The organism is Piscinibacter gummiphilus, assembly GCF_002116905.1.
GTDB lineage: Bacteria > Pseudomonadota > Gammaproteobacteria > Burkholderiales > Burkholderiaceae_C > Rhizobacter > Rhizobacter gummiphilus.
Window position 1 is genome coordinate 3,806,267 of the sequence record NZ_CP015118.1, and the last position, 14,973, is coordinate 3,821,239.

14 protein-coding genes are annotated in these 14,973 nt (G+C 69.2%); 7 read left to right on the forward strand and 7 right to left on the reverse strand.

What is annotated here, in order from left to right; translation table 11 throughout:
- Positions 1-5: 5 nt before the first annotated feature.
- The 6 genes from A4W93_RS17155 to A4W93_RS17180 all read left to right on the forward strand — a co-directional run bounded on the left by A4W93_RS17155 (position 6) and on the right by A4W93_RS17180 (position 4,694).
- Positions 6-923, forward strand: coding sequence for an ABC transporter permease (locus A4W93_RS17155; RefSeq protein ID WP_085754211.1), 918 nt, complete (start codon positions 6-8; stop codon positions 921-923).
- Positions 924-937: 14 nt separating this feature from the next.
- On the forward strand, positions 938-1,786 hold the full coding sequence (locus A4W93_RS17160) for an ABC transporter ATP-binding protein (protein WP_218919151.1): 849 nt from the start codon (positions 938-940) through the stop codon (positions 1,784-1,786).
- A 15-nt stretch (positions 1,787-1,801) separates the two neighbouring features.
- Positions 1,802-2,578, forward strand: coding sequence for an ABC transporter ATP-binding protein (locus tag A4W93_RS17165; protein WP_085751763.1), 777 nt, complete (start codon positions 1,802-1,804; stop codon positions 2,576-2,578).
- Positions 2,579-2,638: 60 nt separating this feature from the next.
- Complete coding sequence (locus A4W93_RS17170; RefSeq protein WP_085751764.1) at positions 2,639-3,739, forward strand: GTP pyrophosphokinase; 1,101 nt, start codon at positions 2,639-2,641, stop codon at positions 3,737-3,739.
- 120 nt (positions 3,740-3,859) lie between these two features.
- Entirely contained in the window at positions 3,860-4,204 is a 345-nt protein-coding gene (locus A4W93_RS17175; protein ID WP_085751765.1) for an ArsR/SmtB family transcription factor, read from the forward strand.
- On the forward strand, positions 4,194-4,694 hold the full coding sequence (locus A4W93_RS17180) for an SRPBCC family protein (RefSeq protein WP_085751766.1): 501 nt from the start codon (positions 4,194-4,196) through the stop codon (positions 4,692-4,694). Before A4W93_RS17175 ends, A4W93_RS17180 begins: the two co-directional genes overlap by 11 nt.
- A 9-nt stretch (positions 4,695-4,703) precedes the next feature.
- On the opposite strand, the gene A4W93_RS17185 is transcribed toward A4W93_RS17180, so the two are convergent.
- Positions 4,704-5,690 (reverse strand): DUF72 domain-containing protein, encoded by a 987-nt coding sequence (locus tag A4W93_RS17185; protein WP_085751767.1) that lies wholly within the window; start codon positions 5,688-5,690, stop codon positions 4,704-4,706.
- Positions 5,691-5,769: 79 nt separating this feature from the next.
- Between A4W93_RS17185 and A4W93_RS17190 the strand changes: the two genes are divergently transcribed.
- Positions 5,770-7,857 carry an ATP-dependent helicase gene (locus tag A4W93_RS17190; RefSeq protein WP_085751768.1) on the forward strand — a complete coding sequence of 696 codons (2,088 nt, stop codon included), beginning with the start codon at positions 5,770-5,772 and terminating at the stop codon, positions 7,855-7,857.
- An 8-nt stretch (positions 7,858-7,865) separates the two neighbouring features.
- On the opposite strand, the gene A4W93_RS17195 is transcribed toward A4W93_RS17190, so the two are convergent.
- From A4W93_RS17195 to ggt, 6 genes are all read right to left on the reverse strand, one after another.
- The gene (locus A4W93_RS17195) at positions 7,866-9,005 is read right to left on the reverse strand and encodes a phosphatidylinositol-specific phospholipase C domain-containing protein (protein WP_085751769.1); all 1,140 of its coding nucleotides are present in this window, start codon (positions 9,003-9,005) and stop codon (positions 7,866-7,868) included.
- A gap of 124 nt (positions 9,006-9,129) precedes the next feature.
- Positions 9,130-10,119 (reverse strand): acrylyl-CoA reductase (NADPH), encoded by a 990-nt coding sequence (acuI, locus tag A4W93_RS17200; RefSeq protein WP_085751770.1) that lies wholly within the window; start codon positions 10,117-10,119, stop codon positions 9,130-9,132.
- A gap of 10 nt (positions 10,120-10,129) precedes the next feature.
- Positions 10,130-11,452, reverse strand: coding sequence for a TRAP transporter large permease (locus A4W93_RS17205; protein ID WP_085751771.1), 1,323 nt, complete (start codon positions 11,450-11,452; stop codon positions 10,130-10,132).
- Positions 11,449-11,943 carry a TRAP transporter small permease gene (locus A4W93_RS17210; RefSeq protein WP_085751772.1) on the reverse strand — a complete coding sequence of 165 codons (495 nt, stop codon included), beginning with the start codon at positions 11,941-11,943 and terminating at the stop codon, positions 11,449-11,451. Before A4W93_RS17210 ends, A4W93_RS17205 begins: the two co-directional genes overlap by 4 nt.
- Positions 11,944-11,992: 49 nt before the next feature.
- Positions 11,993-13,021 carry a TRAP transporter substrate-binding protein gene (locus tag A4W93_RS17215; RefSeq protein WP_085751773.1) on the reverse strand — a complete coding sequence of 343 codons (1,029 nt, stop codon included), beginning with the start codon at positions 13,019-13,021 and terminating at the stop codon, positions 11,993-11,995.
- Between the two features lie 200 nt (positions 13,022-13,221).
- Positions 13,222-14,946, reverse strand: coding sequence for a gamma-glutamyltransferase (gene ggt, locus A4W93_RS17220; RefSeq protein ID WP_085751774.1), 1,725 nt, complete (start codon positions 14,944-14,946; stop codon positions 13,222-13,224).
- Between the last annotated feature and the right edge of the window lie 27 nt (positions 14,947-14,973).

Below are 14,973 nucleotides of genomic sequence, written 5' to 3' on the forward strand. Positions count from 1 at the left end.
CCCCGATGGCCTCCACCCTGCCCCCGCCCGCCCGCGCCGGCCGCGACCGGCACACCCACGAACCCCGCTCGGCGTTCCGCGCGCTGCTGCAGGACAGCCGCCGCGGCCTCGCGAAGCTGCTCGCGAACCCGCTGACCTTCGGCGGCGTGATGGTGATCGGCTTCCTGCTGCTCGTCGCGCTGTTCGCGCCGTGGATCGCGACCCACGACCCGTTCGCCCAGAACCTCGCCGAGACGCTGAGGGCGCCGAGCGCCGCGCACTGGTTCGGCACCGACGAGTTCGGCCGCGACATCTTCAGCCGGCTGGTGCACGGCTCGCGCATCACGCTCTACATCGTGGCGCTCGTCACCGTCGTGGTCGGGCCCATCGGCCTGGCCGTGGGCGTGACCTCCGGCTACTTCGGCGGCTGGGTCGACACCGCCTTCATGCGCATCACCGACATCTTCATCTCGTTCCCGAGCCTGGTCCTCGCGCTGGCCTTCGTCGCCGCGCTGGGCCCGGGCCTCGACCACGCGGTGATCGCCATCGCCCTCACCGCGTGGCCGCCCATCGCCCGCCTGGCGCGGGCCGAGACACTGTCGCTGCGCAAGGCCGACTTCATCGTCGTGGCCCGGCTGCAGGGCGCCTCGGCGCTGCGCATCATCGTTCGCCACATCGTGCCGCTGTGCCTGTCATCGGTGGTCGTGCGGCTGACGATGAACATGGCCTCCATCATCCTGACCGCCGCCGGCCTCGGTTTCCTGGGCCTCGGCGCGCAGGCCCCGCTGCCCGAATGGGGCGCGATGATCTCCGAAGGCCGCCGCTACATGATGGACAGCTGGTGGATGGTGGCGATCCCCGGCGGCGCCATCCTGCTCGTGAGCCTCGCGTTCAACCTGCTCGGCGACGGCCTGCACGACGTGCTGGACCCCCGCAGCGAATGATGAAGGAGCCCACCATGACCTCCCCCACCCCGCCGAAGCTCGACGTGCGCAACCTCGACGTGGGCTTCCCCGCCGGCGCGACGGTGATCCCCGCGGTGCGCGGCGTCTCGTTCCAGCTGACCCGCGAGAAGCTCGCCATCGTCGGTGAGTCCGGCTCGGGCAAGTCCACCGTGGGCCGCTCGCTGCTCAAGCTGCACCCGCGCAGCGCGCGCATCGCCGCCGACACGCTGTCGTTCGGCGGCATCGACCTGCTGACCGCCGACGAACGCACGATGCGCGGCATCCGCGGCCGCCGCATGTCGATGATCATGCAGGACCCCAAGTACTCGCTGAACCCGGTGATGCGCCTGGGCGACCAGATCGCCGAGGCCTACCTCGCCCACCACAAGGCGTCCCGCGCCGAGGCACGCGACCGCGTGCTGGCGATGCTGGAGTCGGTGCGCATCCGCGACCCGCAGCGGGTGTTCCGCCAGTACCCGCACGAGGTCTCGGGCGGCATGGGCCAGCGCATCATGATCGCGATGATGCTGATCCAGGAGCCCGAGATCGTCATCGCCGACGAACCCACCTCGGCCCTCGACATCTCGGTGCGCCTGCAGGTGCTGTCGGTGCTCGACGAACTGGTCAACGAACGCGGCCTCGGCCTGCTGTTCATCAGCCACGACCTGAACCTCGTGCGCCACTTCTGCGACCGCGTGCTCGTGATGTACGCCGGCCGGGTCGTCGAGTCCATCGCCGCCGCGGACCTGCACCGCGCCGAACACCCCTACACCCGCGGCCTGCTGGACGCACTCCCGAGCCTCGACCAGCGCCGCCGCACGCTCCCGGTGCTGCAGCGCGATGCGGCCTGGCTCACGGCCTGAACCCAAGGAAACGCCATGTCCCACATCGAAGTGAACTCCCTGTCGCTGTCCTTCGGCCACGGTCCGGCCGCGAACCAGGTGCTCGACCGCGTGTCGTTCGACGTCGCCGCGGGCGAGTCGTTCGGCCTCGTCGGCGAGTCCGGCTCGGGCAAGACCACGGTGCTGCGGTGCCTCGCCGGCCAGTACCACCACTGGCGCGGCCAGCTGCACATCGGCGGCAAGCCGCTCACCGGCAAGCTCGACCGCGAACGCTGCCGCCAGGTGCAGATGGTGTTCCAGGACCCGTACGGCTCGCTGCACCCGCGGCAGACGGTCTACACGGCGCTGGCCGAGCCGCTGCGCATCCACGGCATCGACCACGAGCCCGAACGCATCGACGCCATCCTCGACAAGGTGGGCCTCAACACCGACTTCCGCTTCCGCTACCCGCACCAACTGTCGGGCGGCCAGCGGCAACGCGTGGCCATCGCCCGGGCGCTGATCCTGCAGCCCCGCATCCTGCTGCTCGACGAACCCACGTCGGCGCTCGACGTGTCGGTGCAGGCCGAGATCCTGAACCTGCTGCAGTCGCTGCGCGAACGCGACGGCCTCACCTACCTGATGGTGAGCCACGACCTCGGCGTGGTCGCCCACCTGTGCGACCGGCTGGCGGTGATGCAGCAGGGGCGCATCGTGGAGTGCCTCACCGTGGACGCGCTGTGCAACGACGGCGCGCGCGACCCGTACACGCGCATGCTGGTGGCGTCGAGCCGGTCGCACACGCCGGACGGTGCGGTGGCCGAACCCGCCTGAGCGCTACGGCGCTACCATCGATCGTTCCGCGGCCACGGCGCCGCACCTGGAGACGGATGGATGGGTTCGGGTGATTTCGAAACGGAGAAGGCCGCGTTCCGCAAGTTCCACGGCCGCAACCTGCGACAGCTGGAAGAAGCGAAGGACGCGTTCTCCGCGCTCGTGCGCGCGCTGGTGATGCACGACGGCCAGATCGCCGTCTCGAAGGTCGAGGGGCGCATCAAGGACCCCGAGGAGTGCATCAACAAGTTCGACCTCAAGTACCGCGCCGAGCTGGAACGCAACGGCACGGCGTACGCGATCCGGGACCACGTCACCGACCTGATCGGCCTGCGCATCGTGTGCCTGTACGAGGACGACATCGAGAAGCTGCGCGACCAGCTCGCGAGCCACTTCGAGGTGATCGAGGTCACCGACAAGATCGCCTCGCTCGAGAACACCGAGAGTTCGTTCGGCTACAAGGGCCTGCACCTCGACCTTCGCCTCGGCGCCGACCGCCGCGCCCTGCCCGAGCACCGCGCCTACGCGGACCTGCAGTTCGAGGTGCAGATCCGCACGATCATCCAGGACTCCTGGAGCGTGCTGGACCACAAGATCAAGTACAAGAAGTCCATCCCGAACCACCTCAAGCGCCGCATCAACACCCTCGCCGCGCTGTTCGAACTCGCCGACCGCGAGTTCCGCGAGATCCGCGACGCCACCGACGAGGAACTCGCGCGCGTGGAGTCGGAAGTGGCCGCCGAGATCGCGGGCGAGGACCAGGCCGAGGCCACCGACGTGAAGACCGCCACGGGCAGCGGCCGCAAGAACGTGGCGCTCGACGCCTTCGCCTTCCTGCGCATCGCCCGGCACTTCTTCCGCAACGAGGAGTTCGAACCGCAGAAGGTCGACCAGTTCACCGAACGCATCGTCTCGCTCGACCCCGGCATCACGCGCAGCCGCTTCAACACGCTGCTCAAGTCCACGCTGTCACGCGTGCGCCGCTACCAGGCCCACTTCGAATCGCAGGACCGTGCCGGCCGGCTCAGCCCCTTCACGCTGATCCGCCACTGCCTGTTCCTGGGCGACCCGACGCACTTCGTCGGGCTGCTGACCAACTCGGCGCGCACCAACTTCGAGGCGTGGCTGGCGGCGAATCCGGTGGGAGAGACCAACACCTGACGGGCGCCGCCTCGGGGCGGTGAAAGCGCGGCAGGGGGCGTGAGTCCATGACCCCGGGCTCGTGGGGACTTTGCTCAAATAGTTTCCCATACGGAGAACTATCGCCCTATAGTTCGCCACATGGAGAACCATTCCCTCGCGCTCAACAACGTGTTCCATGCCCTCGCCGACCCCACGAGGCGATCCGTGATCGCACGACTCGGCCGGGGCTCCGCGTCCATCAAGGACCTGGCCGAACCCTTCGGCCTGGGCCTGCCCTCGTTCCTGAAGCACATCAAGGTGCTCGAGCTCAGCGGCCTCATCGCCTCGGAGAAGGTGGGCCGGGTGCGCACCTGCACGCTGAAACGCGAGAACCTGGCCGCGGCCGAGACGTGGTTCGAACAACAACGTCTGGCCTGGCAAAGCCGCTACGACAACCTCGATGACCTGTTGACCAACCTGAAAGGTGAAGAAAGTGAAAACTGACGCGCTGTTCGATTTCCTTGTCGACAAGGAAAAAAGCACCATCACGATCCAGAGGAAGTTCGCGGCCAGACGGCAGCTGGTCTGGGACTGCTACACGAAGAGCGAGCTCCTCGACCGCTGGTTCGCACCGAAACCCCTGACCACGAAAACCAGGTCCATGGACTTCCGGGAGGGTGGCCACTGGCTGTACGCGATGGTCGAGCCCAGCGGGCAGGAATACTGGGGCCGCATGGACTACCAGACGATCCGGCCCATCGACCACTACACCGCGCTGGACGGCTTCTGCGACAACACCGGCGCGCTGAACCCCGCGCTGCCCCGATCCACCTGGAATGTCACCTTCCTGGACGTCGGGACGCAAACCCGCGTGGAGACGGTCGTGTCCTATGCGTCGGCCGAAGCCCTCGAGCAGGTCATCCAGATGGGCCTGCAGGACGGCCTGACGTCGACGCTGGAGCGCCTCGACGAACTGCTCGCGACCTTGAACTGAGCGGCCGCATCAGGCGAACAGCGGGCTTTGCGTTTCCCCGCGGGGCCCCTGCGCAGGGGCTGCCGCCTCCGGCGCGTGCGGGGGCACCACGTCCGCCTGCAGGTCCTCCAGGGTGCGGAACAGCGTGCGTCCGTTGCGCTGCGCCTGGTCCTCGGCGTTGTTGTTCAACACGACGTGGATCTCGAGGGCCGGGCGATCGAGCGCCATCAGCTGGTGAGCGATGCCTTCGAGTTCCGCGTCGTCGTAGTCGTAGTTGAACCGGCCACCCGAGTGCCCCGAGCGGTCGTTCCACGTTGCGGCGTTGCGGCCGTGCAGACGGACGAGCGCGCGTTGCGCGTGCGTGGTCTCCCACAGGGCCGGCACGCTGTTGCTGAAGCCCTGGGGTTCGTCGACGACGGTGTGAACCACGCCCAGCTCCCGTTCGAAGGCCAGCGTCTCGTCCGCATGGCCACCCTCGAACCAATGGGCGTTCCGGAACTCGACACTCACCGTGTGGCCGGCCATGCGCTCGGCGCAATGGGCCACGTGGGCACGACCCGCGCGGTTGCGCACCAGCCACGGGGGGAACTGGAAGTGCACGAGGCCGAGGCGGCCCGCCTCGCGCAAGGGCCGCAGCGACGCGGTGAATCGCGCCCACAGTTCGGTGCGCAGTTCTTCCGGCACGTCGCGGTGGTACAGCACGGCCTTGCGCTTCAGCTCATCGGGCAGCGCGTCGCGCACGTCGGCCGGCAGCGCGCCCGGCGCCGTCTGGTGACCCGTGAACAGCCGGAATGCCTTCACGTTGACCGCGAAGCCCTGGGGCGTGCGGCGCGCCCACTGCTCCGCCGTGGCGGGCGATGGCAGCGCGTAGTAGCTCGAATCGACCTCCACGAGCGGGAAGCAGGAAGCGTAGAAACGCAGCCGCGCCTCGGGCGTGGTGACGTGCGGCGGGTAGAAGCGCCCGGTGTCGATCAGGTTCTTGTCGGCCCAGGACGCCGTTCCGATCCAGATGCTCATGAGCCGAGGTCATCCTCTACAATGGCTGTTGATTCATACAGTATATTGGCCACGGCGGCTCGTGTCAGCGAGCATTTCAATGGATGAGCCCGACACCCCTGAATCCCCCGCGCGCGGCACCACCCCGCCCTTCGCGGACCTGAACGACCGCCAGCGCGAGGCGGTCGAACACGGCCTCGCCACGGGCGGCGCAGGCCCGCTGCTGGTCATCGCGGGCGCGGGCTCCGGCAAGACCAAGACCCTGGCCAGCCGGGTCGCCCGGCTCGTCCAGGCGGGCGCCGACCCGAATCGCATCCTCCTGCTGACCTTCTCGCGGCGGGCCGCCGGCGAGATGGCGCAGCGCGTGGGCCGCGTGCTGCACCGCGTCCTGGGCCAGGCCACCACGCAGGCCCCGCCCACCTTCCCCTGGGCCGGCACGTTCCACGGCGTGGGCGCGCGGCTGCTGCGCGACTACGCCGACCGCATCGGCCTCGCCCCCAACTTCACCATCCTCGACCGCGCCGACGCGGAGGACCTGATGGGCATGCAGCGCCAGGCGCTCGGCCTGGCCGACAAGGTCGAGCGCTTCCCGCTGAAGGGCAGCTGCCTGGCCATCTACTCCCGCGTCGTCAACTCGCAGCAGCGGCTCGACCAGGTGCTGCAGCAGTCCTACCCCTGGTGCTTCGGTGCACTGCTGGAGCTGAAACAGCTCTTCAAGGCCTATGCCGAGGCCAAGCACCAGCAGCACGTGCTCGACTACGACGACCTGCTGCTCTTCTGGTCGCACATGGCCGCCGACGCCGCCATCGCCGCCGACCTCGGCCAGCGTTTCGACCACGTCCTCGTCGACGAGTACCAGGACACCAACAAGCTGCAGGCCGCCATCCTCCGGGCCCTCAAGCCGACGGGGCGGAACCTCACCGTGGTGGGTGACGACGCGCAGGCCATCTACTCGTTCCGCGCGGCCGAGGTGCGCAACATCCTCGACTTCCCCGCGCAGTTCGATCCGCCCGCCCGCATCGTCACGCTGGAGCAGAACTACCGCTCGACGCAGCCCATCCTCGCGGTCTCCAACGCCGTCATCGCGCTCGCGAAGGACCGCCACGCGAAGGACCTCTGGTCCGACAAGGCCTCCAGCGAACGGCCCCGCCTCGTCGCGTTGAAGGACGAAGCCGCCCAGGCGAACTGGGTCGCCGACGACGTGCTGCGCAAGCGCGAGGAAGGCATCAAGCTCACGCGCCAGGCCGTGCTTTTCCGCACTGCCAGCCACAGCGCTCCGCTGGAACTCGAACTGACCCGCCGCAACATCCCATTCAAGAAGTTCGGCGGGTTGAAGTTCCTCGAGAGCACCCACGTGAAGGACGTGCTCAGCGTGCTGCGCTGGGCGCAGAACCCGCGCGGCCGCCTGGCCGGCTTCCGGGTGTCACAGCTGCTGCCCGGCTTCGGTCCGGCCAGCGCCCGGCGGCTGCTCGATGCCATCGAGGCGCAGCCCGACCCACTGGCCGCGCTGAAGGCATTCAAGGCCCCGCCCGCCGCGGCCGGCGAGTGGTCGACCCTCTGCGCCCTGCTCATGGACCTGGCCGCGAACAGCGAATGGCCGTCGGACCTCGAACGTGTGGTCGAGTGGTACCAGCCGCACCTCGAACGGCTGCACGACGACGCGCCGGTGCGCCTGGCCGACCTGGACCAGATCTGCCGCATCGCCCAGGGCTACGGCAACCGCGAGCGTTTCCTGACGGAACTCACGCTCGACCCGCCGAACGCGAGCAGCGACGAATCCGGCGTGCCCTCGCTCGACGACGACTACCTCATCCTCTCCACCATCCACTCGGCCAAGGGACAGGAGTGGCAGTCGGTGCACGTGCTGAACGTCGTCGACGGGTGCATCCCGTCGGACATGAGCACCGGCACGTCCGAGCAGATCGAGGAAGAGCGCCGGCTGCTCTACGTGGCGATGACCCGCGCGAAGCAGCACCTCGCGCTGCTCACGCCGCAGCGCTACTACATCCGCCAGCAGCACCGCACGGGCGACGCGCACGTGTACGCCACACCCAGCCGCTTCATTCCCGGCCGCGTGGCGCGGATGTTCGAGCAGGTGGTGCCGGCCATGGCGGCGAGCCACGGCCTCCCCGCGTCCACGGAACCGCAAATCGACGTGGGCGCGAAGGTTCGCGGCATGTGGGACTGATCCCGGGCCTAGAACAAGCCCTTCAACGCACCTCGTTTCGGCTGACGCGCCGCGGCGATTTTCCGCGCGGCGTCGGTCAGCATCGTGGTGGCCGTGGTGTTCAATCCGTGGATGAAGGTGCCCTTCTGGATGTCGGCGAAGTCGACCATCACGATGTTGGGCATGAACGCCTTCAGCACCGCACCGTTGGCATGCGCCGTGGGTGACATGTGGGCGGGCAGCCGCTCCTCGATGGCGTCCCCGAAGCCGTCCGCCCAGAGCTGGGCCAGCAGCGACGGCTGCTTGTTCACGCCCCACATGGTCTGGTCCCGGGCGTGGATGCTTCGCTTCAGGCCCGTGGTGGTCCAGTACAGCATCCCCATCACCTCCGGGTCCGTCCCCCTGGCGCCGATGCGCATCAGCTTGCTCTGCTTGGCGATGTTGGCCGCGATCTTGCCCATGTCGCTCTTGCCGTCCAGCGGGTTGGTGCCCCCCTTGCCGATGTACTGCAGGCCGTCGTAGGTGCTGCTGTAGCTGCCGCCCTTGGTCAGGCTCTTGCAGCCCCAGATGCCCGTGGCCGCCGTGTAGCCTTGGCTCGAGACGGCATCGAGGCCGGCCTGGGTGAACAGGACCACGACCTTCTGCTTGAGGTCGTCGAGCGTCTTTTCGTTCAGGCTGCCCATGCCGGTGTAGAGGTAGCCCCCCAGCCTGCTCACGCAGATCTCGGCGATCAGCGGCCAGTTCTTGCACTTGTCGAACTTCAGGATCAGGAATTCGGTCGTGTTGTACTTGAGGAAGTCGCACGCCTGGTCGAGCATGTCCGGCAGGCCCATGCCGAAGGTGCCCCCGAGCGGCAGCTTGGTGGTCGTCACGTTGCCCTGGCGGCCATTCAAGTCGGCGAGGGTCTTGCCCGTCTTGTCCCGGTTGAACATCAGCTTCGGATCGGCATGGAAGGCCTTGAGGTGCACCGGAGCCGACGAACTGCTGGACGCCTTCGTGGCGGCGATCCGCAGGTCGAAGACCCGGACACCCGCCCGGGCCTGATCGAAGATGTCGAGGTTCTGCGTCTGCTCGTTGGCACCGCCGCTGGTGATGCCGGCGTCGTGGCTGCCGGCGACGACGATGTCGCAGAGCCGCTTGTTCCCGCCCAACTGGTAGTAGTTGATCATCGCGCGCGAATCTCCCTGGGCATGTGGGCCGTGAGCCGGCCGGCCCGGTGCGACCGTCCTCGCCCGGGACGGTCCTGGCGCGACATTCTGGCGCAGTCCTCGCCGGAAACAAAGCGGTCGCCGGTCAGGCCGTGCGCACCACCACCCGCCCCCGCACCTGCCCCGCCATCAGCCGCTGCGCCTCGCCGATCGCGTCGTCCAGGCCCACTTCGGTGGTGATGGACTCCAGCAACCGCGGATCGAGGTCGGTGGCCAGGCGCGCCCACGCGGCCTCGCGCGCCGCCTTCGGCGCCATCACGCTGTCGACACCCAGCAGCGCGACGCCGCGCAGGATGAACGGCATCACGGTGGCCGGCAGGTCGAAGCCCTGGGCCAGGCCGCACGCGGCCACGGCGCCGCCGTAGCGCACCTGCGCGCAGGCGTTGACCAGGGTGTGGCTGCCCACGGCGTCGATGACCGCGGACCAGCGCTCCTTCTGCAGCGGCTTGCCCGATGCGGACAGTTCCGCGCGGTCGATCACGGTCGTGGCACCGAGCGATTTCAGGTAGTCGGCCTCGGACGCCTTGCCGGTGGCGGCCGTCACGACGTGCCCGAGTTTCGCGAGCAGCGCGACGGCGACGGAGCCCACGCCGCCGGTGGCCCCGGTGACGAGCACCTCGCCACCGCGAGACAGGGCGCCATGGCGCTCCAGCGCCAGCACGCACAGCATCGCGGTGTAGCCGGCCGTGCCGATGGCCATGGCCTGCCGCGTGGAGAACGCCTCGGGCAGCCGCACGAGCCAGTCGCCATGCAGCCGCGCGCGACCGGCGAGGCACCCCTTGTGCGTCTCGCCGACACCCCAGCCGTTGTTCACCACGCGGTCACCCGGCTTCCATGCGGGATGGTCGCTGGCGACGACCACCCCCGCGCCGTCGACACCGGCCACCATGGGCCACGCGCGCACGACCGGCGAGCGGTTGGTGATGGCGAGGCCGTCCTTGTAGTTGAGCGTGGAGTGCGCGATGTCGATCGTCACGCCGCCACCGTCCGGCAGCGTGGGCAGGAACGTGTCGTCGACCTCGCGGACCGCGGCGGTAAAGTCGGGTGACTTCTCGAGCACCAGTGCCTTGAACATGTCGTGATCCCTAGAAGAAGGCCCTGACGAGGCCGAGGCTCAGCACCGGGAAGAACAGCAGCGCGATCACGCGCAGCACGTCGCTCGCGAGGAACGGGAACACGCCCTTGTAGGTCTCGTTCATCGACACGTCCTTCGCCAGGCTGTTGACCACGTACACGTTGAGGCCCACGGGTGGCGCGATGAGCCCGATGCCCACCGTCATCAGCACGAGGATACCGAACCAGATGGCCTTGTGCTCGGGCGTGAGGCCCCACAGGTCGAGCGCCATGATGGTGGGGAAGATCACGGGGATGGTCAGCAGCAGCATCGACAGCTCGTCCATCACGCAGCCGAGCACCACGTACGACACCAGCACCGCCACCACGATCCACAGCGGCCCCACCTGCAGGTGGCCCACCCAGTCGGCGAGCGCCGTGGGCATCTGCGTGAGCGCGAGGGCCGCGTTCATCATGTCCGCGCCGATGAAGATCATGAACACCATGGCCGTGGTCTCGGCGGTGCCCAGGAAGCTGCGTTTGAGGCCGTCGAGCTTCAGTTCGCCGCGGACCGCGCCCGCCACGAAGGTGCCGAGCGCCCCCACCGCGGCACCTTCCGTGGGCGAGAACCAGCCGCCGTAGATGCCGCCGAACACCACGACGAAGATCGCCGCGATGGGCCACACGCCCACCAGCGCACGCCAGCGGGCAGACCAGGGCAAGGGCGCCGACGGCGTCGCCAGCTGCGGGCGCAGCTTGCAGGTGATGGCGACCACGATGACGTAGCCGAGGGTGGCGATGATGCCGGGCACGAGGGCCGCGGCGAACAGCTTCGCGATGTTCTGCTCCGTGAGGATCGCGTAGACCACGAGCGGCACCGACGGAGGGATCAGGATGCCCAACGTGCCGCCGGTGGCCAGCGCCGCGGTGGACAGGCGCCCGTGGTAGCCGTGCGCGCGCATCTCCGGGTATGCCACCTGGGTGATGGTGGCCGACGTGGCCACCGACGAACCGCACACCGCGCCGAACGCCGCGGCCGACAGGATCGCGGCCATCGCGAGGCCGCCGCGCACGTGCCCGACGAAGGCGGCGGCCGCACGGAACAGGTCACGGCTCAGGCCGCCCTGCGTGGCGAACTGCCCCATCAGCAGGAACAGCGGGATCACGCTCAGGTCGTACACGGTGAGCCGCGCGACCGCGCTGCCCTTGAGCGAGTTCAGCAGCGCGAGGTCGTTCGTCATGGCCCAGTAGCCGATGGCCCCGGGCACGAACATCGCCGCGGTGATGGGCACGCGCAGCGCCATCATCAGCAGCATGCCGCCGAACATCAGCAAACCGATCGTGGTGCCGGTCATGCGGACACCTCCGGCACCGCCGCACGGCCGGTCGCATGGCACCACGCCTGCATCGCCGCCACCACCGCGGTGAGCGCGAGACCCGGCACCAGCACCGCGTAGCTCCACCACATCGGCAGGTCGAGGATCATCGTGGTTTCCATCGCCTCGCGCACCGAGACCGCGCCCACGCCCGTGCGCCACGCGAGCACCGCGGTGAACAACGCCACCAGCGCCGCGCCCGCGGCGTCGAGCCGGCGCAGCGTTCCGGCCGAGGCGTTCTGGGTGAAGAAGTCCACGATGATGTTGCCGCCGCGCATCTGGCACCACGGCAGGCACAGCGAGATGCACAGCGCGATGCCGAACTGGGTCAGTTCGACGTCGCCGGACACCGGCCGCGACAGGGCATTGCGCCCGATGATGCTGACGACGACCATCAGCGCCACCACACAGGCCGCGACACAACCGGCCACGGCGAACAGCGCCGCGAGGCGGCGCAGGAAAACTGGCATCAGGGGCTCCCCGGAATCCGCGCCCGTCCCGCGGGCGCGGACGTTGTCGTCACTTCTTGTTCTGGTCCAGCAGGTCTCGGGCGTCCTGCAGCATCTTCTTGCCGGGCAGGCCGCGCTTGTCCATGTCGGCGACCCATTCGTCGTACAGCGGGTGGCTGGCCTTGATCCACTGGTCCACCTCGGCGGCCGGCAGCGTGTAGAACGTGTTGCCGCGGTCCATGGCGGGCTTGCGGCCCACGGCCTGGCTCTCGTCCCAGATGCGGCCGGCGTTGGCCGACAGCGCGGCGCCGCTGTTCTTGTCGATCACGGCCTTGAGGTCGGCGGGCAGGCTGTCGTACCTGGCCTGGTTCATCGCGATGACGAACAGCGCCGAGTACAGCGACGGCCGCGACGGGTCGGTCTCGGTGTGGTACTTCACCATCTCCTGGAGCTTCACCGACGGGATCACTTCCCACGGCAGCAGGAAGCCGTCGATGGTGCCCTTCGTGATGGCGTCGGCCACGGCGGGCAGCGGCAGGCCCACCGGCGTGGCGCCGAGCGAGGCGAGCAGCTTGTTCGTCTGCCGTGTGGGGGCGCGCATCTTCAGGCCCTTGAGGTCGGCGAGCGTCTTGACCTGCTTGTCGCGGGTGTGCACGTAGCCCTCGTCGTGCACGCTCAGCATCAGCGGCTTCAGGCCCGGGAATTCCTTCGTGCCGTACTTCTGGTAGTACGCCCACGCGGCCTTCGCGCCGGCCTCGGCCGAGTTCGTCATGAACGGCAGCTCGAACACTTCCATGATGGGGAAGCGGCCGGCGGTGTAGCCGGGCAGCGTGAACACCATGTCGACGACGCCGTCGCGGGCCTGGTCGATCAGCTGCGGCGGCGTGCCGCCGAGCTGCATCGACGGGAAGATCTGGCACTTGATGCGGTTGTTGGAGTCGGCCGCGAGCTTGTCGCAGAACGGGGCCAGGATGCGCGTGGGCGGCATCGCACCCGGGGCCCAGAAGTGATGCACCTTGAGCGTGACTTCCTGGGCGCCGGCCTGGAAGGCGCAGGCGGCCAGGGCCGCGGCGAGGAGGGATGGCAACCTGAACTTCATTCGGCTCACTCCATGGGATGGGGGAAAAGTTGACACAAGTCTGCGTTGCGTCAACCGCGACGTCATCAGGGTTGTGCCCGAAGCGGCGCGGTTCTGGTCCGCAGATCGCCCGGATGATCCGCCCGCCGCACGGAACGGCGCCGTTCCTGCTCCGGCACGGTCGCGGGAGGCGTGGCGGGACCTCCCCGTGTCGCCGCCGCTCAGGGCCCCTTGGCGAGCCCTGAACGCCGCCGCGGATCGTTGGCGCCGTAGAAGCGCACGGGCCCGTCGCCGCCGAGGCGCGGCGAGGGGCCGATCAGGATCGCGGCGACGTGGTTCGCCTCGTGCGGCTTGCCGAGCTGGTGGCCCATGCCGGCCAGCAGCCGCTGGGTGTCGGGACTGATCGCGTACGGCTCCACGCTCGTCACGTCGGGCAGCCACTGCTGGTGGAAGCGCGGCGCGTCCACGGCCTCCTGCACGTCCATGCCGTAGTCGACGACGTTGAGGATTGTGTGGACCACCGTGGTGATGATGCGGCTGCCGCCCGGCGTGCCCAGCACCATCACCGGCTTGCCGTCCTTCGACACGACGGTGGGGCTCATCGAGCTGAGCGGCCGCTTGCCAGGCGCGATGGCGTTGGCCTCGCCCTGCACGAGGCCGTACGCGTTGGGCACGCCGCGCTTCGACGTGAAGTCGTCCATCTCGTTGTTGAGCAGCACGCCGGTGCCGGCCGCGGTCACCTTCGCGCCGAACCACTCGTTGAGCGTGTAGGTGACCCCCACCGCGTTGCCGAAGCGGTCGGCGATGGAGTAGTGCGTGGTGTTGACGCCCTCGTGCGGCGGCACGCCGGGGCGCAGGTCCTTCGACACCCCGGCCTTCGCCGGATCGATGGCCTCGCGCACCTTCGCCGCATAGCCCTTGTCGAGCAGGCGCGCCACAGGGTTCGTGACGAAGTCGGGGTCCCCGAGGTAGCTGTTGCGGTCGACGTACGCGTGGCGCATCGCCTCGATCTGGTAGTGCACCGACTGCGCCGAGCGGTAGCCCAGGTCCTTCAGCGGGTAGCCCTCGAGCACGTTGAGGATCTCGCAGACGATCACCCCGCCGGAACTGGGCGGCGGCGCGGAGACGATGCGGTAGCCGCGGTAGTCGCACGCCACCGGCTCCCGCTCCACCGCTCTGTAGGCCACGAGGTCGGCATGGCGGATCAGCCCGCCGCCGGCCTGGCTCGACGCCACCAGCAGATCGGCCGTGCGGCCGCGGTAGAAGCCGTCGTTGCCGTGGGCGGCGATGCGCTTGAGCGTCGCCGCGAGGTCCTTCTGCACGAGGCGTTCGCCGGCCTTCGGCACACGGCCGTCCTTCAGGAAGGCGGCCGCGGTGGCGTCATCGGCCTTCAGCGCGTCGCCCACCACCTCGAACATGCGGGCGTCGCCCGCGTCGAGCACGAAGCCGCGTTCGGCGAGCCCGATGGCCGGGGCCACGAGGGCCCGGCGCGGCATCGTGCCGAACTTCGCGCGAGCGAGTTCCAGCCCCGCCACCGTGCCCGGCACGCCCACCGCGAGGTGGCCCACCGTGCTGCGGCCCTTGACCACGTTGCCGTCGGCGCCCAGGTACATGTCGGCGGTGGCGGCGAGCGGGGCCTTCTCGCGGAAGTCGATGAAGGTCTCGCGGCCGTCGGCGAGGTGCAGCGTCATGAAGCCGCCGCCGCCGAGGTTGCCCGCGGCGGGATACACCACGGCCAGCGCATAGCCCACCGCCACGGCCGCGTCCACCGCGTTGCCGCCACGCCGCAGCACGTCGGCGCCCACCTCGGTCGCGAGGTGCTGGGCGGTGACGACCATGCCGCGGTCGGACACCACCGGGGCCACCGAGGCCGACCAGGAGACGGTCGACTGGAACGACAGGACGGCCGCGGTGAGGCACCAGCGGCGAACGGAACGGAGGGACATGCGGGGCTCCTGCGGCGCGTGAACGGT